Source organism: Pseudomonas sp. LBUM1648 (assembly GCF_059716145.1).
This window is the reverse complement of sequence record NZ_CP166808.1, coordinates 4,539,421-4,559,062: the sequence shown is the minus strand read 5'-3', so window position 1 is coordinate 4,559,062 and position 19,642 is coordinate 4,539,421. Positions and strand designations below refer to the sequence as shown.

Here is a 19,642-nt window from a genome sequence, read left to right as displayed (position 1 = left end):
CCTCTAGTCGAACTGCTCGGCGATGCTCTGTGGCACCGGGATCTGGATTTCCAACAGTTGCTGGGCGAAGGCTTTGCCTTGCGGATCGATGCGCAGACTGGCCACGCCACCGCCGCCGAGGGCGTTTTCCAGGAGAAAATTCAGGCTGTGGGTGCCGGGCAAATACCAGCGTTCGACCCGACCGTGAATCGGGTCGAGGACATGGCTCATCCAGTCGACGATGACCGCCGGGGTCAACGCTTCGGCGATCCACGGCAGGTATTCGGGCCGGCGTGGCAGGACGCCAATGTTGCTGTGGTTGCCCTTGTCACCGGAACGCGCCACGGCCAGTTTCACCAGCGCAACACTGGCGTCGGCGCGGCCTTGAGGTTTGGGGGGTTGATCGGCGATTGGTAGATCGTGGCTGTCGAGTGCGGTCAGTGAGGGCAGGGCGCATGGATGTTTTTCACCGGCCATTTCGACGTGCAGCGCGCAGGCACTTTTGTCGATCAGGAACGAAAACAGCCGGATCACCGGATAGACCGTCGGCCGTCCGCCGACGATGCCGGTCAGCCCCGGGGCCATGCCGGTCGCGGCCTGGGCGATTTCCCGGGAGAACACAATCAGCGCCTGTTTGTGCGGATGGCGCACCGCAATTTTTATCACCACTTCGCGGCTGTCGCGCCGCTGGCCGTGGGGGCCGTAAGTGGCTTCGCTGCCCAGAAGTTCAATGTTGGTTTCGCTATAAGGTGCCCAGCCTCGTTGACTGAACATCTCGGCGGTCTTGTCGATGATCGCTTGGCTGACGCGTTGTGCTTTTTCCACCGCGTCGATGCCGGCGATCAGGCAACTGGCGGTGCAGCGGAAGCCGTCCGGCCAGGTGGCGCTGACTTTGTATTTGTCGCTGGGAGGCAGGCCTTTGGCGCCGTGCACATGCACTGCGTTTTTACCTTGTTGCTGAAGTTTGACCTGACTGAAATCGCAGACCACATCGGGCAACAGATAGGCCTGCGGATCACCGATTTCATAAAGCATCTGCTCGCCAACGGTCAGCGGCGTGACCAGTCCGCCGGAGCCTTCGGGTTTGCTGACGATGAATTGGCTGTCGGCGCTGACTTCTATGATCGGGAAACCGATGTGCTCGTAATCCGGCACGTCGCGCCAGTCGGTGAAGTTGCCGCCGGTGCATTGCGCGCCGCATTCGATGATGTGTCCGGCCAGCGCGGCCTGGGCGAGTTTGTCGTAGTCGTGCCACGACCAGCCGAATTCATGCACCAGCGCTGCGCTGACCACGGCGCTGTCGACTACCCGGCCGGTAATGACGATATCGGCGCCCAGTCGCAGGGCTTCGACGATGCCAGGGGCACCGAGGTAGGCGTTGGTCGATACGCACATCGGTGGCAGAGGGGCGCCGGTGAACATTTCGCTGATGCTGGTGAGTTGTTTGAATTGCGGTTGCAAGTCATCGCCCAGCAGGACGGCGATTTTCAGTTCGACGCCGGCCTTGTCGCACGCCGCTCGCAGCGCAGTAGCGCAAGCCTGAGGGTTGACCCCGCCAGCATTGCTGATGACGCGGATTTTCTGCTCGACCAACTGTGGCAGCAGCGGCGTCAGCACGTCGACGAAGTCACCGGCGAACCCGGCCTGCGGGTCTTTCATGCGTGCGCCGGCCATGATCGACATGGTGATCTCGGCCAGGTAATCGAACACCAGGTAATCCAGGCATCCTCCCGCCACAAGCTGCGCGGCGGCGGTTGACGTGTCACCCCAGAAGGCACTGGCGCATCCGATGCGAACGGTTGTGGGCATTTTTGTCTCCGACTCAGGAACCTGCGACAGAAGTGTCTGGAGGCTACCAAGCAAGCGCTTGGTTTGTAAACAACTGAAACTATCTTCTACCCAAGCGCTTGCTTGGTCGCCGTCGGCGGCTTAAATTGCGCGCAACCCTGCGGTTTCAGGGGGCAACAGACTGATCGACTGTAGGAGAGAACGGGTGGACGAGCAAAAAGCCCTGAGGGTCATGCGCGAACTGGTCGACGACGGCCAGTTGACCGACCCGGACAGCGCCCGTGGCAAATTGCTGCAAGTGGCGGCTCACCTGTTCCGCAACAAAGGCTATGAGCGCACCACCGTGCGCGATCTGGCCGGCGCGGTGGGCATTCAGTCGGGGAGCATTTTTCATCACTTCAAAAGCAAGGATGAAATCCTGCGCGCGGTGATGGAAGAAACCATCCGTTACAACACTGCCTTGATGCGCGCAGCGCTCGCCGACGCCAGCAATGTCCGCGAGCGGGTGTTGGCGCTGATTCGCTGCGAATTGCAGTCGATCATGGGCGGCAGCGGCGAAGCCATGGCGGTGCTGGTCTACGAATGGCGCTCGTTGTCCGAAGAGGGCCAGGCCAAAGTTCTCGCGTTGCGCGATGTTTATGAAGACATCTGGCTGCAAGTGCTGGGCGAGGCCAAGGACGCCGGATTTATTCGCGGCGACGTATTTATTACCCGGCGTTTCCTCACTGGTGCACTGTCTTGGACCACCACCTGGTTCCGTGCCGGCGGCAGTTTGAGCCTGGATCAGTTGGCCGATGAGGCGCTGATTCTGGTTCTTGAAGAGCGTTGAAGCACTTTCTATCGGGTCGGGAAACTGGCTAACTGGGCGAAACCGCCTAGCTTGAATGCATTGATCGGTACTTTTTCGGGGAGTGGGGTGTTTTGAAGTCTTCGCCAATTCGGACGGCCGCGGGGCTTGTGCTCGCAGCGCTGGCTGCAATATGGGTAATGCCCACACAGGCAGCGCAATTGGTGCGGGTGGGCGCGGCGCATTTTCCGCCCTACACCGTTCGCCCGGAAAACGGTGCCGACACCGGTCTCTTGCCACAATTGGTCGAGGCGTTGAATCGCCTGCAAAGCGACTATCAGTTCGTGCTGGTACCGACTTCGATTCCCCGGCGTTTCGGTGATTTCAAGCAGGGACGGATCGATATGGCGATCTTCGAAAACCCGGAGTGGGGCTGGAAGGAGATTCCCCACACCGACGTCGACATGGGGCTGGAGGACGCCGAAATTTTCGTCGCACAACGGGAAGAAGGGCGCAAGGAGAGCTATTTTGCCGATCTCACCGGCAAGCGTCTGGCCCTGTTCAGTGGTTATCACTACGAGTTCGCCAACTTCAATGCTGATCCAAAATTCCTTGCCCAGAACTTCAAGGCCACACTGACCTATTCCCACGACAGCAACCTGTTGATGGTGCTGCGCGGGCGCGCGGATATCGCGCTGGTGACCCGCTCCTATCTGAGTGATTACCTGCTGCGCAACGAAAAGGTGCGCGATGAGTTGCTGGTGTCGCAGCGCATCGATCAGGTCTACCACCACTACGCAATTCTTCGTCCAACCGCACCAATAACCGGTGATGCGTTCGGCAAACTGCTGAAAGGTTTGCGCGACAACGGTGAGATGCTGAAAATCTTCGATCCGTACCGGATTGCGGTAGTGCCGGTGCCCCATCACTGAAGCACTGATTGCTGCCCAAGCCTAAATTTCTCCGCTCGGCTCACGTCCCATCGTTGAACTGTCGACGATTATCGTGAGCCCGACCCATGTCCAATCTGAATGACCTGACTGCCCTGGCCTTGCCTTCGGGCAGCCAATTGGTAGCCGATGCAACCGAAAGCCGTCTGAGCCTGAGCCTGGATGGGCAACCATTGATTCGCCTGCGACTGGATCGTGAGGCCAAAGGGCCGATCCAGATCGATGAGCGTTTTGCCCTGCCGCCTGGCCAGGCGCTGTGGGCTGCCTGTTACTGGCTTTTTGCGCGGGACCCGGAGTGCCAGCAATTGACCTGGCAACTCGATCAGCCACCGACCGAGGCCTTGCTCAGCGGTTTGTTGGTAAACACCGATGTGCCCGGTGAATACCGCTGCGAGCGCACGCTGTTCTGGCAACTGCCGCAACCTTGGCTCGGCGCGTCGCTCACTGGCAGCTATCCGCAGCAGATGGTCATCAGCGCTGGCAAGCGCCATCCGTTGCGACCATTGAAGCCGCGCGGTGAGGTTTACCGGCGTTTTGATGCACGCCTGGGAGCGTGGATTTCCCTGCGTACGGTAGAGATCGAAGAGGATCTGCCGCGTTTCAATCGCTGGCAGAACAGTCCGCGGGTGGCCAGTTTCTGGCAGGAAGAGGGCAGCATTGAAAAGCATCGCGAGTACCTGAGCAAACTCGACGCCGATCCGCATGCGCTGACCTTGATCGGCTGTTTCGATGATCAGCCGTTTGCCTATTTCGAAGCCTATTGGGCCAAGGAAGATCGCATCGCACCGTTCTACGAAGCCGACAACTACGACCGTGGCATTCACATGCTGGTAGGGGAGGAGGATCACCGCGGTCCGCACAAAGTAGCGAGTTGGTTATCGGCGCTGGTGCACTACCTGTTTCTGGATGACCCGCGCACGCAGCGCGTGGTTGCCGAGCCGCGTGCCGACAACGCGAAGATGATCGGCCACATGCAGAATCAGTGCTTCCATTGCGAGAAAGAGTTCGACTTCCCGCACAAGCGCGCGGCGCTGATGATCCTGGGGCGTGAGCGGTTTTTTGATCGCTGCAAGTTGGCTTGAAGCAAAAGATCGCAGCCTTCGGCAACTCCTGCACGGGTATCGCGTTAACCCTGTAGAAGTTGCCGAAGGCTGCGATCTTTTTTGTGCGGACAACTCGGTTTCAGCGACGACCCACAGCCACCGCATCCCGACGACTGCCCGACACCTTGCGGCAGTGCACCAGAGCATCACGAATCATGAAGTTGACCAGGGTCGGCGAGACGCCGAGTTCCTTGGCGATGTCCTTTTGCGGCACGCCGTGCAGGCGGTACATCTCGAATGCATAGCGAGTGCGGCTGGGCAGCTCGGTCAGCGCATCGGCAATGTTTTCCAGGGTCGAGAAGTTGATGTGCGAGGTTTCCGGCGAAGCACCTTGAATGACCACGTTCAGCCCTTCCTCTTCAGGGCCGGAATACTTCTGCTCCAGCGCCTGTTTGCGGTAGTGATCGATGGCGAGGTTGCGCACGATCTGGAACAGATAACTCAGTTGAGCCTTGATCGACGACGTGATCGGTGGTGCTGATTGCAGTCGGAAAAACGCATCCTGCACGACATCCTCGGCACGCGAGCGGCAGCCAGTAATGCGCGCTGCAATCTTGACCAGAATCAGTCGGTTGTCGACAAACGCCTGGAGTAGCGGTGAATCGCACCTGCTTGTGGATACTTGTTCCGTCATGGAAATCACCTTGCTGCCAATTGGTTCGTGGGACGCCGGGGAGAGGAGGGGCGCCCTACACATCGAGCGACAAATTATGTTGAATGATAATGATTGTCAAATGAGAAAGAGAAGTAATGCTCTGAATTATTGCGATCTGAGAACTGCGACACGCCGCCGCACCCCGGTCCCATTGACGATCCAGCCTGCCGACTAATTATTTCAAGACGTCATCCGTTCTCATTGGTGAATGGTTCCGGATAAAGAGTCCCGGCCAGACAGCATTCCCATGCCTTGCGCGGTCGGCGTAGACCGCGTCCTGCATGCCCTCGAAGGGCGTGACGCAGCAACCCGATTCCACTAGCAAGCCGAATTCAGGCAGGAAACCTCATGACCGACGCGTTCGAACTCCCCAGCACCCTGGTCCAAGCCCTCAAGCGCCGCGCGGCCCTGACGCCGGATCGACTGGCCTTGCGTTTTCTCGCTGAAAACGAAGAGCAGGCTGTGGTGCTCAGCTATCGCGAACTGGATCAGCGCGCGCGCACCATTGCTGCCGCGTTGCAGGCCGAGGCCGAATTTGGTGATCGCGCGGTGCTGTTGTTTCCCAGCGGTCCGGATTACGTCGCGGCATTCTTCGGTTGCCTGTATGCGGGCGTGATCGCGGTGCCGGCCTATCCGCCGGAGTCCGCCCGCCGTCATCACCAGGAGCGTCTGCTGTCGATCATCGCCGACGCCGAGCCGCGCCTGCTGCTGACCAGCGCCGACCTGCGTGAAGCGCTGCAACAGATCGAAGGTGCGCCGCCGCTGTTGTGCGTCGATACCCTCGACAGCGCATTGGCTGATCGTTGGGTCGAACCCGATCTGCCGACAGACCACATCGCCTTTCTGCAATACACCTCTGGCTCTACTGCATTGCCCAAAGGCGTGCAGGTCAGCCATGGCAACCTGGTCGCCAACGAGTTGCTGATCCGTCACGGTTTCGGCATCGATGTGAACCCGGACGACGTCATCGTCAGTTGGCTGCCGCTGTACCACGACATGGGTTTGATCGGCGGATTACTGCAACCGATTTTCAGCGGCGTACCGTGCATCCTGATGTCGCCGGCGTACTTTCTTGGCCGTCCATTGCGCTGGCTTGAGGCGATCAGCCAATACGGCGGCACCATCAGCGGCGGGCCGGATTTCGCCTACCGTTTGTGCAGCGAGCGGGTCAGTGAATCGGCGCTGGAGCGTCTCGACCTGAGCCGTTGGCGTGTGGCCTATTCCGGCTCTGAGCCGATCCGTCTCGACACCCTTGAGCGCTTCGCCGAGAAGTTCGTGACCTGCGGTTTCAGCGAAGACAGTTTCATGGCCTCCTACGGTCTGGCCGAAGCGACGCTGTTCGTTGCCGGCACCCCGCGTGGCACCGGTATTCCCGCGCTGCGCGTGGATGATCAGGCGCTGGCGCAAAACAGCGCCGAGCCTGGCGATGGCAGCCCGATCATGAGTTGCGGCGTCAGCCAGCCGGAGCACGCGGTGCTGATCGTCGAACCGAGCAGCCTGGTAGAACTGGCCGACAACGCCGTTGGCGAAGTCTGGGCTGCCGGGCCGAGCATCGCTCATGGTTACTGGCGCAACCCCGAGGCCAGCGCCAAGACCTTCGTCCAGCACGCCGGCCGCACCTGGCTACGCACGGGCGACCTGGGCTTCATCCGCGAGGGTGAGTTGTTCATCACCGGTCGTTTGAAGGACATGCTGATCGTGCGCGGGCACAACCTGTATCCGCAGGACATCGAGAAGACTGTCGAAAACGAAGTGGAGGTGGTGCGCAAGGGCCGTGTCGCCGCGTTTACGGTTACTCAGGACGGCGAGGAGGGAATCGGTATCGCCGCGGAAATCAGCCGCAGCGTGCAGAAAATCCTGCTGCCGGACGCATTGATCAAAGCCATCCGCCAAGCGGTGGCAGAGGCATATCAAGAAGCTCCGAGTGTGGTGGTGCTGCTCAATCCGGGCGCGCTGCCCAAGACTTCCAGCGGCAAACTGCAACGTTCGGCCTGCCGCAATCGTCTGGCCGACGGCAGCCTCGACAGCTACGCAGTGTTCCCGTCGACCACTTCCGAAACCCAGGATGCGACGGCATCAGCCTCCGAACTCGAAACCCTGATCGGCAAAATCTGGGCCGAACAGCTGAACGTCAAACAGGTCAACGCCGACGATCACTTCTTCCTGCTCGGCGGCAACTCGATCGCCGCCACGCAAGTGATCGCCCGCGTCCGCGAAGAGCTGGGTCTTGAACTGAATCTGCGCCTGCTCTTCGAAGCCCCGACCCTGTCCGCGTTCGCCGCTGCGGTGGCGCAACAGCAACAGGACGGCGGCAGCGCTCAGGGCGAAATCACTGCCCTGTCGCGCACTGAGCCGATGCCTCAATCGCTGGCACAAAACCGTCTGTGGATCACCTGGCAGCTCGATCCGCAAAGCAGCGCCTACAACATTCCCGGCGGCCTGCGCTTGCGCGGTGAACTGGACGAAGACGCTTTGCGCGCCAGTTTCCAGCAACTGATCGACCGCCACGAATCCCTGCGTACACGTTTCTTCGAACGCGACGGTGTGGCGCTGCAACAGGTCGACGCGACAGCTGAATTCAATCTGCAACTGATCGACATCAGCGACCTGCCAGCCCATGAGCGTGAGGCCCGTGCCCGGCAGATCCGTGAGGACGAAGCGCGTACCCAGTTCGATCTGGAAGAAGGCCCACTGCTGTGGGTGACGCTGATCCGCCTCGACGATGAAGATCACCAACTGCTGGTGACGCTGCATCACATCATCGCTGACGGCTGGTCGCTGAACGTGTTGATCGATGAGTTCTCGCGTCTGTACGCCGCCGCTTCCCAAGGGCAACGTGCCGAACTCGCACCGTTGCCAACTCAATACGCCGACTACGGCAGCTGGCAGCGCCAATGGCTGGCGCAAGGCGAGGGCGAGCGGCAACTGGCGTATTGGAAAGCGCAATTGGGGAATGAGCATCCGACGCTGGAACTGGCCACCGATCATCCGCGTTCCGCCTTGCAGGTTCACAGCGCGGCACGACACAGCGTGCGCTTGGGCGTCAGCCTCAGCCAAGCGATCCGACAGACTGCCCAAGCGAACGATGCCACGCCGTTCATGCTCTTGCTATCGGCGTTCCAGAGCCTGCTGCATCGCTACAGTGGGCAGCGAGATATCCGCATCGGTGTGCCCAATGCCAACCGTCCGCGCCTGGAAACCCAAGGCCTGATCGGCTTCTTCATCAACACCCAAGTGCTGCGCGCTGACGTCGATTCGCGGCTGTCCTTTATCGAGTTGCTGGCGCAAACCCGTCAGGCTGCACTCGGCGCACAAGCGAATCAGGATCTGCCATTCGAACAACTGCTCGAAGCTTTCCCGCAGGCCCGCGAACAAGGTCTGTTCCAAGTCATGTTCAACCATCAGCAGCGCGACCTGAGTGCGCTCAAGCGCCTGCCGGGCCTGCTCGCCGAAGAATTGCCGTGGCACAGCCGCGAGGCCAAGTTCGATCTGCAACTGCACAGCGAGGAAGACCGTAACGGTCGCCTGACGCTGTCGTTCGACTACGCCAACGAACTGTTCGATGCGCAGACGATCGAGCGTCTGGCCGAACACTTCAGCAATCTGTTGCGCGACGTCTGCGAGCGTCCACAGCAGGCCATTGGCGATCTACAACTGCTGACCGCCACTGAACACGATCAGCAAAAAGACTGGAGCATCGCCCCGTGCGCCCCGGCGCAACAATGGCTGCCGGAGCTGCTCAATGAACAAGTGCGCCTGACCCCGGAACGCACTGCGCTGGTCTGGGACGGTGGCAGCCTCGATTTCGCCGAACTGCATGCTCAAGCCAACCGCCTGGCGCATTACCTGCGTGACAAAGGCGTCGGCCCGGATGTCTGCGTGGCCATCGCTGCCGAGCGTTCGCCGCAACTGCTGATTGGCCTGCTGGCAATCATCAAGGCCGGCGGCGCCTACGTGCCGCTGGACCCTGATTATCCGGCTGATCGCCTGGCCTACATGCTCAACGACAGCGGCGTCGAACTGCTGTTGACCCAGACCGAATTGCTTGACCGCTTGCCGGCCAGCGAAGGCGTCAGCGTTATCGCCATGGACGCGTTGCACCTGGAAAACTGGCCGAGCCAGGCACCGGTTTTGCACCTGCACGGCGACAACCTCGCCTATGTGATTTACACCTCCGGCTCCACTGGCCAGCCGAAAGGCGTCGGCAACACGCACGCGGCACTGGCCGAACGTCTGCAATGGATGCAGAACACCTATCGCCTCAACGAAACCGACGTGCTGATGCAAAAGGCGCCGATCAGTTTCGACGTGTCGGTGTGGGAATGCTTCTGGCCGCTGATCACCGGTGCACGTCTGCTGATTGCCGGCCCGGGCGAACACCGTGATCCGCATCGCATTGCTCAGCTTGTTCAGCAATACGGCGTGACCACGCTGCATTTTGTGCCGCCGCTGCTTTCGTTATTCGTCGACGAGCCGCTCAGCGCTGAATGCACCAGCCTGCGCCGTGTCTTCTCTGGCGGCGAAGCCTTGCCGGCGGAGTTGCGTAACCGCGTACTGGCGCAACTGCCAGCGGTGCAACTGCACAACCGATATGGCCCGACCGAAACCGCGATCAACGTCACTCACTGGCATTGCACAACGGCCGATGGCGAACGCTCGCCGATTGGTCGACCGCTGGGCAACGTGGTGTGCCGCATTCTCGACGCCGACCTCAACCCCATGCCGGCCGGCGTACCCGGTGAACTGTGCATCAGCGGCATCGGCCTGGCCCGTGGTTACCTCGGCCGCCCGGCGCTGACTGCCGAACGTTTCGTTGTCGATTCATTGGGTGAGCAGGGCGCGCGTCTGTACCGTACCGGCGACCGTGCATGCTGGACAACCGACGGCGTCATCGAATACCTCGGCCGTCTCGATCAACAGGTCAAGCTGCGCGGCTTTCGTGTCGAACCGGAAGAAATCGAAGCGCGGTTGCTCGCTCAAAACGGCGTCGCCCAAGCCGTGGTGCTGGTACGCGAAACCGCCGCTGGCGCACAACTGATCGGCTACTTCACCGCCACCTACGCCAGCGAAGATCAGGACGCGCAGATCACTCGCCTGAAAACCGCTCTGGCCGCTGAACTGCCGGAATACATGGTCCCGGCGCAACTGATATGCCTTGACGAAATGCCCCTCAGCCCGAGCGGCAAACTCGACCGTCGTGCCTTGCCTGAGCCGCAATGGCAAGTGCGCGAACACGTCGAGCCGGTCACTGAACTTGAGCAACAGATCGCCGCGATCTGGCGTGAAGTGCTGGGTCTGGCGCAAGTCGGCCTGCGCGACGATTTCTTCGCCCTCGGCGGTCACTCGCTGCTGGCCACGCAAATCATCTCCCGCAGCCGTCAGGCCTGCGACGTCGAACTGCCACTGCGCGCCTTGTTCGAACACAGCGAACTCGGTGATTTCGCCGAACAGATCCGTCTGATCCAGGTCAGCGGCCGCACCAATAAACAGCCGCCGATTGAAAAAGTTGATCGCAGCCAACCCGTGCCACTGTCCTATTCGCAACAGCGCATGTGGTTCCTCTGGCAGATGGAGCCGGACAGCCCGGCGTACAACGTCGGCGGCATGGCGCGACTGCGTGGCGTGTTGCATGTCGAGCGTTTCGAGGCAGCGTTGCAAGCGCTGATCCTGCGTCACGAAACCCTGCGCACCACGTTCCCGAGCGTCGACGGCGTGGCCCGTCAGCGCGTGCATGCCGAGACGGGCGTGCGCATGGACTGGAAGGATTTCTCGAAACTCGCGGCTGATGTCCGTGAGCAACGCGTCCAGCAACTGGCCGACGAAGAAGCGCACCAGCCGTTCGATCTGGAAACCGGCCCGCTGCTGCGCGCCTGTCTGGTCAAGACCGCCGAGCATGAGCATTACTTTGTTCTGACCCTGCATCACATCGTCACCGAAGGCTGGGCGATGGATATTTTCGCCCGCGAACTTAGCGCGCTCTACGAAGCCTTTGTCGACGACCGCGATTCGCCGCTCGAACCGTTGCCGGTGCAGTACCTCGACTACAGCGTCTGGCAGCGCAACTGGCTGGAGTCCGGCGAACGTCAGCGTCAGCTCGACTACTGGACCGCGCAACTGGGGCGCGAACATCCGCTGCTGGAACTGCCGGGCGATCGTCCGCGTCCGCCGGTGCAAAGCCATCAGGGTGAACTGTTCCGTTTCGACCTGAGCGACGACCTCGCCGCCCGCGTCCGTGCGTTCAATGCGCAAAACGGTCTGACCCTGTTCATGACCATGACCGCCGCGCTCGCCACGCTGCTTTACCGCTACAGCGGCCAGAACGATCTGCGTATCGGCGCGCCGGTGGCCAACCGCATCCGCCCGGAAAGCGAAGGGCTGATCGGTGCGTTCCTCAACACCCAGGTGTTGCGCTGCCAACTCGACGGCCAGATGTCGGTCGGCGAGTTGTTCGAGCAGGTTCGTCACACCGTGATCGAAGGCCAGTCCCATCAGGATCTGCCGTTCGATCATCTGGTCGAGGCATTGCAGCCACCGCGCAGCGCTGCTTACAACCCGCTGTTCCAGGTGATGTGCAATGTGCAGCGCTGGGAGTTCCAGCAGAGCCGCATGCTTGCCGGTATGACCGTCGAATACCTGGCCAACGATGCGTGGGCGACCAAGTTCGACCTCAACCTGGAAGTCACCGACCTCGACCATCGCCTCGGGTGCTGCCTCACGTACAGCACCGATCTGTTCGACGAACCGACCATCGCGCGCATGGCCAAGCATTGGCGCAATTTGCTGGAAGCGCTGATCGCCGATCCGCAGCAACGCCTTAGCGAACTGCCGTTGCTCGACAAACCTGAGCAGCAGCACCTGCTCGACAGCCTTGGCATCGAGCCGGGTGAGCATCGTCTCGATCAGTGCATCCATCACCTGTTCGCCGAGCAGGCCCTGGTGCGCAAAGACGCGCCGGCCCTGACCTTCGCCGGCCATACCCTGAGTTACGCCGAACTCGACGCCCGCGCCAATCGCCTGGCCTGGGCGCTGCGTGAGCGTGGCGTCGGGCCGCAGGTGCGCGTGGGGTTGGCGCTGGAACGTTCGCTGGAAATGGTCATCGGCCTGCTGGCGATCCTCAAGGCTGGCGGTGCCTATGTGCCGCTTGACCCGGAATACCCGCTCGACCGTCTGCACTACATGATCGAAGACAGCCGCATCGGTCTGCTGCTCAGCGACCGTGCGATGTTCAAAGCGCTTGGCGATTTGCCGCCGAGTGTGGCGCGCTGGAGCCTGGAAGATGACAGCGCGGCACTGGCGGATTACCCGGCCACGGAGCTGCCCTTTATCAGCCTGCCGCAGCATCAGGCCTACCTGATTTACACCTCGGGCTCGACCGGAAAGCCGAAAGGTGTGGTGGTCTCCCACGGTGAAATCGCCATGCACTGCCAAGCCGTGATCGAACGCTTCGGCATGCGCCCGGACGACTGCGAGCTGCACTTCTATTCGATCAACTTCGATGCCGCCACCGAGCGTCTGCTGGTGCCGCTGCTGAGTGGCGCGCAAGTTGTGCTGCGTGCGCAAGGTCAGTGGGACGCCGAAGAAATCTGCGGGCTGATTCGCACCCATCGCATCAACGTGCTGGGTTTCACCCCGAGCTACGGCAGCCAGTTGGCGCAATTCCTGGCGACGCAAAACGAAGTCCTACCGGTGCGGATGATCATCACCGGCGGCGAAGCATTGACCGGCGAACACCTGCAACGGATTCGCGCAGCGTTCAAACCGAGCCTGTTCTTCAACGCCTACGGCCCGACCGAAACCGTGGTCATGCCACTGGCCAGTCTGGCCCCGGATGTGCTGGAGGAGGGCGCCGGCAGTGTGCCGATCGGCAGCATGATCGGTGCGCGTGTTGCGTACATCCTCGACGCCGATCTGGCACTGGTGCCGCAAGGTGCGACCGGCGAACTGTTCGTCGGCGGCGCCGGTCTGGCGCAGGCTTACCATGATCGTCCGGGCATCACAGCCGAGCGTTTTGTCGCTGATCCGTTTGCCGTCGATGGCGGTCGCATGTACCGCACCGGCGATCTGGTGCGCCAGCGCGCCGACGGTCTGGTCGAGTACCTGGGCCGGATCGACCATCAGGTGAAAGTCCGTGGTTTCCGTATTGAGTTGGGCGAAATCGAAACCCGCCTGGTCGATCACGATTCGATCCGCGAAGCGGTGGTGCTGGCAGTGGATGCGCCGAGCGGCAAGCAACTGGTTGGCTACCTCGTCACCGAGATCGCAGAGCAAAGCGAACCCAAACAGGCCGAATTGCGCGAGGCCCTCAAGTCGCACCTCAAGACGCAATTGCCGGATTACATGGTGCCGACGCACCTGATCCTGCTGGCGAGCATGCCGCTGACCGCCAACGGCAAACTCGACCGCCGCGCCTTGCCGGCGCCGGACCCGGAGCTCAATCGTCAGGATTATGTGGCACCGAGCAACGAGCTCGAACAAACCCTGGCGCAGATCTGGTGCGAAGTACTCAACGTCGAACAGGTCGGGCTCAACGACAACTTCTTCGAACTGGGCGGCGACTCGATTCTGTCGATTCAAGTGGTCAGCCGCGCGCGCCAGCAGGGCCTTCATTTCAGCCCGCGTGACCTGTTCCAGCATCAGACCGTGCAGACCTTGGCCGCTGTGGCGAGTCGGAGCGAGCGGGTGACGGCCGAACAAGGTTTGGTCGCCGGTGAATCACGTCTGACGCCGATTCAGCACTGGTTCTTTGATAGCGATATTCCTCAGCGTCAACACTGGAACCAGGCGTTGCTGCTGGAGCCGACCGTTACGCTGGAACCGCACCGTCTGGAGCAGGCGCTGCTGGCAGTGATCGAGCAGCATGACGCCTTGCGTCTGCGCTTCACCGAGGCCAACGGCGCGTGGCAAGCGACGCACCAACAGGTGTCGGATGCGGCAGTGCTGTGGCAAGTGCGAGTGTCCTCGATGGACAAGTGTGAGGCATTGTTCGCCGATGCCCAGCGCAGTCTCGATCTGGAAAACGGCCCGCTTCTGCGCGCCTTGCTGGTCGATGGCCCGGAGGGTCAGCAACGCCTGTTCATCGCTATCCATCACTTGGTGGTCGACGGTGTGTCGTGGCGCGTTTTGCTCGACGATCTGCAAACCGTGTATCGCCAGCTGGACGCCAATCAGTCAGTCAAGTTGCCGGCGAAAACCAGCGCCTTCAAGGATTGGGCGGCAGGCTTGCAGGCTTACGCCGGCAGCGAATCCCTGCGTGAAGAACTCAACTGGTGGCAAACCCAACTGGCGGGCCCGAACGCTGATCTGCCATGCGAAAATCCACAGGGCGGCCAGCAAAATCGCCACGCTCAAACGGTCAGCGTGCGTCTGGATGCAGAACACACCAAACAACTGCTGCAACAGGCGCCAAGCGCTTATCGCACCCAGGTCAACGATCTGTTGCTGACCGCCCTGGCCCGCGTGATGTGCCGCTGGAGCGGACAAGAGTCGGCGCTGATTCAGCTGGAAGGTCACGGCCGCGAAACCCTGTTCGACGAGATCGACCTGACCCGTACCGTCGGCTGGTTCACCAGTGCCTATCCCCTGCGCTTGACTCCGCACAACATCGAAGAGGCCGCCGGGCAGGGCGCTTCGATCAAGGCGATCAAGGAGCAACTGCGCGCGGTGCCGCATAAAGGTCTGGGTTATGGCGTGCTGCGTTATCTGGCCGATGATTACAGCCAGCGCAGCATGTCGGCGCTGCCGAACGCACCGATCACCTTCAACTACCTCGGCCAGTTCGACCAGAGCTTCGGCAGCGATGCGCTGTTCCGTCCGCTGGATGAGCCGGTCGGCGCGGCCCACGATCCGCAGGCACCGTTGCCGAACGAATTGAGCATCGACAGTCAGGTCTATGGCGGTGAATTGCTGTTGCGCTGGACCTTCAGCGCTGAGCGTTACGACGCGCAGACCATCAATGATCTGGCCGACGCCTACCTCGCCGAACTGCAAAGTCTGATCAGCCATTGCCTGCAAGACGAGGCCGGTGGCCTGACGCCTTCGGACTTCCCGCTGGCCAGACTGACCCAGGCGCAACTCGATGCCTTGCCAGTGCCGGCCACGCACATCGAAGACGTTTATCCGCTGACGCCGATGCAGGAGGGCATGCTGCTGCACACCTTGCTCGAACCGGGCACCGGTCTGTACTACATGCAGGATCGCTACCGCATCAACAGTGAACTTGATCCCGAGCGTTTCGCTCAGGCGTGGCAAGCGGTGATCGCCCGTCATGAGGCGCTGCGTGCATCGTTCTGCTGGAACGTCGGCGAAGACATGCTGCAAGTGATTCACACCCCGGGCCGCACGCCGATCGAGTACCTCGACTGGAGCGCGATCAGCGATGCCGATCAAGAGCCAAAGCTGCAAGCACTGCTGAAAAGCGAGCGTGAGGCCGGGTTCGATCTGCTCAATCAGGCACCTTTCCACCTGCGCCTGATCAAGGTCGGGGCGGCGCGCTACTGGTTCATGATGAGCAACCACCACATCCTCATCGATGCCTGGTGCCGTTCGTTGCTGATGAATGACTTCTTCGAAATCTACACCGCCCTTGGTGAAGGTCGCGAAGCCCAGTTGAGCGTGCCGCCGCGTTACCGCGATTACATCGGCTGGCTGCAACGCCAGAGCCTGGCCGAGGCGCGCCAATGGTGGCAGCAGAACCTGCGAGGTTTCGAACGCACCACGCCGATCCCGAGCGACCGTCCGTTCCTGCGTGAACATGCCGGCGAAAGCGGCGGGATGGTCGTCGGCGACCGCTACACCCGACTCAACGTCGAGGACGGTGCCCGTCTGCGCGAACTGGCCCAGGCCCATCAACTGACCATCAACACCTTCGCCCAAGCGGCGTGGGCACTGGTGCTGCGGCGCATGAGCGGTGATCGTGACGTGCTGTTCGGTGTAACCGTGGCCGGGCGTCCGGTGGAAATGCCCGAGATGCAGCGCACTGTCGGCCTGTTCATCAACAGCATTGCGCTGCGGGTGCAGATCCCGGCGGACGATCAGCGCGCCAGTGTGCGTCAGTGGTTGAGCGGTTTGCTCGACAGCAACATGCAGCTGCGCGAGTACGAATACCTGCCGCTGGTGAGCATTCAGGAACAGAGCGAACTGCCGAAAGGCCAGCCGCTGTTCGACAGCCTGTTCGTCTTCGAAAACGCCCCGGTGGAAGTTTCCGTGCTGGATCGCGCGCAGAGTCTTAACGCGACTTCGGACTCGGGCCGCACCCACACCAACTTCCCGTTGACGGCGGTGTGCTACCCGGGCGATGACCTCGGCCTGCATCTGTCGTATGACCAGCGTTACTTCGACGAGTCGACGATCGAGCGGATGCTCGGTGAATTCAAGCGTCTGCTGCTGGCGCTGGTCGATGGTTTCCATAGCGACATGGCCGACCTGCCGTTGCTGGGCGCTGAGGAACAGGACTTTCTGCTTCACGATTGCAACCAGAGCGCCCATGACTATCCGCTGGAGCAGAGCTATGTTTCGCTGTTCGAAGCGCAGGTCGCGCAGCATCCACAGCGGATTGCTGCCAGTTGCCTCGATCAGCAATTGAGTTTCGAGGCGCTGAACCACAACGCCAACCGTCTCGGTCATGCACTGGTTGCGGCCGGGGTGCAGATGGATCAACCGGTGGCGTTGCTGGCCGAACGTAACCTTGATCTGTTGGGCATGATCATCGGCAGCTTCAAGGCGGGTGCCGGTTACCTGCCGCTGGACCCCGGCCTGCCGAGTCAGCGCCTGCAACGGATCATCGAGCTGAGCCGCACGCCAGTGCTGGTGTGCAGCGAGGTGTGCCGCGCCCAAGCGCAGACTTTGCTGGATGAATTCAGCTGCGCCAATCGCCCACGTCTGCTGGTCTGGGAAGAGGTGCAAGCAGCCGCGACATCCTTGGTAAACCCAGGCATCCACAGTGGCCCGGACAATCTGGCCTATGTGATCTATACCTCGGGTTCCACCGGCTTGCCGAAAGGTGTGATGGTCGAGCAGCGCGGCATGCTTAACAACCAGTTGAGCAAGGTGCCCTATCTGCATCTGACTGACGCTGACGTCATCGCGCAGACCGCTTCGCAAAGTTTCGATATTTCGGTCTGGCAATTCCTCGCCGCGCCGCTGTTTGGTGCGCGGGTCGACATCGTGCCGAACACCATCGCCCACGATCCGCAAGGTTTGCTGGTGCATGTGCAGGAACAGGGCATCACCGTGCTGGAGAGCGTGCCTTCGCTGATTCAAGGCATGCTCGCCTCGGATCGCCTGAGCCTCGACGGCCTGCGCTGGATGCTGCCGACCGGTGAAGCGATGCCGCCCGAGTTGGCGCATCAGTGGCTGTTGCGTTACCCGCAGATCGGCCTGGTCAACGCTTATGGCCCGGCGGAATGTTCCGATGACGTGGCGTTCTTCCGCGTCGACCTGGCCTCGACTCGCGGCAGTTACTTGCCGATCGGTACACCGACCGACAACAACTTGCTGTACCTGCTTGATGGCGCGCTGGAACTGGTGCCGTTGGGTGCGGTGGGTGAGTTGTGTGTGGCGGGCACCGGCGTCGGTCGCGGGTATGTCAGCGATCCGCTGCGTACTGCACCAGTATTTGTGCCGAACCCGTTCGGCGCGCCGGGTGAGCGTCTGTATCGCACGGGTGATTTGGCGCGACGTCGTAGCGATGGCGTGCTGGAATATGTTGGCCGGGTCGATCATCAAGTGAAGATCCGCGGCTACCGCATCGAGCTGGGTGAAATCGAAGCGCGTCTGCACGAACAGCCGGAAGTCCGTGATGCGGCGGTTGGCGTGCAGGAAGGCGTAAACGGCAAGCACTTGGTCGGGTATCTGGTTGCTGCGGGTTCGGCGGTCAATCCGAGTGAACGTCTGGAGCGAATCAAACAGCGCCTGCGTGCCGAACTACCGGAATACATGGTGCCGCTGCACTGGTTGTGGCTGGAGCAACTGCCGCTCAACGCCAACGGCAAACTCGATCGCAAAGCCTTGCCGGCGCTGGAGATCGGCCAGTTGCAGAGCCAGGATTACCTGGCCCCGCGCAACGAACTGGAGCAGACCCTGGCGGATATCTGGGCCGAAGTGCTGAAGGTCGACAAGGTCGGCGTGCGCGACAACTTCTTCGAACTGGGCGGCCATTCGTTGCTGGCGACGCAGATTGCTTCGCGGGTGCAAAAAACCCTGCAACGCGACGTACCGCTGCGGGCGATGTTCGAATGCAGCACGGTGGCGGAACTGGCCGAGTACATCGATGGGCTGGCGGCGAGTGATATCACCGAGGAGAAGGTGGATCGCTTGAATGACCTGATGGCGGAGCTCGAAGGTCTATGATTCTCTAGCGCCCTTGTCAGCGATGGCGTTAGTGAGTTCAACAAAATTCAACCTGTACATTCGCGTACATTTCCAGGGTTGACGATCCAGAACCGGCAGCTCAGTCTGCCGGTTCTCTTTTTTCCCGCGCAGGTGAATCGATGCCTTTTTTCACGGTGGACGGACAAGCCCTTCATTACATTGACCAAGGCAACGGCCCGGCTGTGCTGCTGGCCGGCAGTTACCTGTGGGACCAAGCCATGTGGGCGCCGCAGATCGCTGCGCTGTCGTCGCACTATCGGGTGATTGCGCTGGATCTGTGGGGCCATGGCGAGTCCGGGCGATTGCCGCAAGGCACCACATCTCTGGACGACATCGCCCGTCAGGCGCAGGCCTTGCTCGATCATCTGGATATCGATCAGGTGACTTTGGTGGGATTGTCGGTCGGCGGCATGTGGGGCGTGCGTCTGGCACTGGCGGCACCGCAGCGGCTCAATGGTCTGGTGTTGATGGACACCTATGTTGGTGTTGAACCCGAGCCCACCCGTCAGTACTACTTCTCGTTGTTCAAACAGATCGAAGAAACCGGCGAAATCTCGGAGCAATTGCTCGATATCGTCGTGCCTATTTTCTTCCGGCCGGGGATCGATCCACAGTCGGCGCTTTACCAGGACTTCCGCGCAAAACTGGCGGCGTATTCAGCCGATCGCCTGCGCGAAAGCATCGTGCCAATGGGCCGCATCACCTTTGGTCGCGATGATCTGTTGCCGCGTCTGGGCGAGCTGAATGCAGCGACCACGCTGGTATTGTGCGGCGATCAGGACAAGCCACGGCCGCCGTCGGAAGCCAAGGAAATGGCAGAGCTGATCGGCTGCCCGTGGGGGCTGGTACCGGAGGCAGGGCATATCTCCAATCTGGAGAATCCAGAGTTTGTGAATGAGGCATTGCTGAAGTTTTTGGCTGAGCGCAATTAAAAAGATCGCAGCGTGCCACAGCTCCTACAGAGGATCGCATTCTTCTGTAGGAGCTGCGGCACGCTGCGATCTTTTGATCT

At 61.1% G+C, this 19,642-nt stretch carries 7 protein-coding genes; 5 read left to right on the top strand and 2 right to left on the bottom strand.

The genetic code is table 11. From position 1 onward, the window contains the following. Positions 1 to 3 precede the first annotated feature (3 nt). Positions 4 to 1,788, bottom strand: a complete 1,785-nt coding sequence (locus tag ACA043_RS20575) for an acyclic terpene utilization AtuA family protein (protein WP_497657827.1) — start codon at positions 1,786 to 1,788, stop codon at positions 4 to 6. A gap of 184 nt (positions 1,789 to 1,972) precedes the next feature. Here ACA043_RS20575 and ACA043_RS20570 point away from each other — a divergent pair, with 184 nt between their 5' ends. The 3 genes from ACA043_RS20570 (at position 1,973) to ACA043_RS20560 (ending at position 4,586) form a co-directional block, all read left to right on the top strand. Next, positions 1,973 to 2,596, top strand: coding sequence for a TetR/AcrR family transcriptional regulator (locus ACA043_RS20570; protein ID WP_187679538.1), 624 nt, complete (start codon positions 1,973 to 1,975; stop codon positions 2,594 to 2,596). 92 nt (positions 2,597 to 2,688) lie between these two features. Next, the gene (locus ACA043_RS20565) at positions 2,689 to 3,486 is read left to right on the top strand and encodes a substrate-binding periplasmic protein (protein ID WP_497657826.1); all 798 of its coding nucleotides are present in this window, start codon (positions 2,689 to 2,691) and stop codon (positions 3,484 to 3,486) included. An 86-nt stretch (positions 3,487 to 3,572) separates the two neighbouring features. Beyond that, entirely contained in the window at positions 3,573 to 4,586 is a 1,014-nt protein-coding gene (locus tag ACA043_RS20560; RefSeq protein ID WP_497657825.1) for a GNAT family N-acetyltransferase, read from the top strand. Between the two features lie 100 nt (positions 4,587 to 4,686). Here ACA043_RS20560 and ACA043_RS20555 read toward each other — a convergent pair whose 3' ends face one another. Next, entirely contained in the window at positions 4,687 to 5,241 is a 555-nt protein-coding gene (locus tag ACA043_RS20555) for an RNA polymerase factor sigma-70 (RefSeq protein ID WP_064120208.1), read from the bottom strand. A gap of 369 nt (positions 5,242 to 5,610) precedes the next feature. Between ACA043_RS20555 and ACA043_RS20550 the strand changes: the two genes are divergently transcribed. Together ACA043_RS20550 and ACA043_RS20545 are read left to right on the top strand one after the other, a co-directional pair. After that, a complete protein-coding gene (locus ACA043_RS20550; RefSeq protein ID WP_497657824.1) occupies positions 5,611 to 18,609 on the top strand; it encodes a non-ribosomal peptide synthetase in 12,999 nt (4,332 codons plus the stop codon). 140 nt (positions 18,610 to 18,749) lie between these two features. Continuing rightward, entirely contained in the window at positions 18,750 to 19,562 is an 813-nt protein-coding gene (locus tag ACA043_RS20545) for an alpha/beta fold hydrolase (protein WP_497657823.1), read from the top strand. Positions 19,563 to 19,642: the final 80 nt, after the last annotated feature.

Excerpts from the sequence above, each read along its gene's own strand:
- ACA043_RS20575 (WP_497657827.1), bottom strand. The coding sequence starts at position 1,788 with ATGCCCACAACCGTTCGCATCGGATGCGCCAGTGCCTTCTGGGGTGAC.
- ACA043_RS20560 (WP_497657825.1), top strand. The coding sequence starts at position 3,573 with ATGTCCAATCTGAATGACCTGACTGCCCTGGCCTTGCCTTCGGGCAGC.
- ACA043_RS20545 (WP_497657823.1), top strand. The coding sequence starts at position 18,750 with ATGCCTTTTTTCACGGTGGACGGACAAGCCCTTCATTACATTGACCAA.
- ACA043_RS20555 (WP_064120208.1), bottom strand. The coding sequence starts at position 5,241 with ATGACGGAACAAGTATCCACAAGCAGGTGCGATTCACCGCTACTCCAG.
- ACA043_RS20550 (WP_497657824.1), top strand. The coding sequence starts at position 5,611 with ATGACCGACGCGTTCGAACTCCCCAGCACCCTGGTCCAAGCCCTCAAG.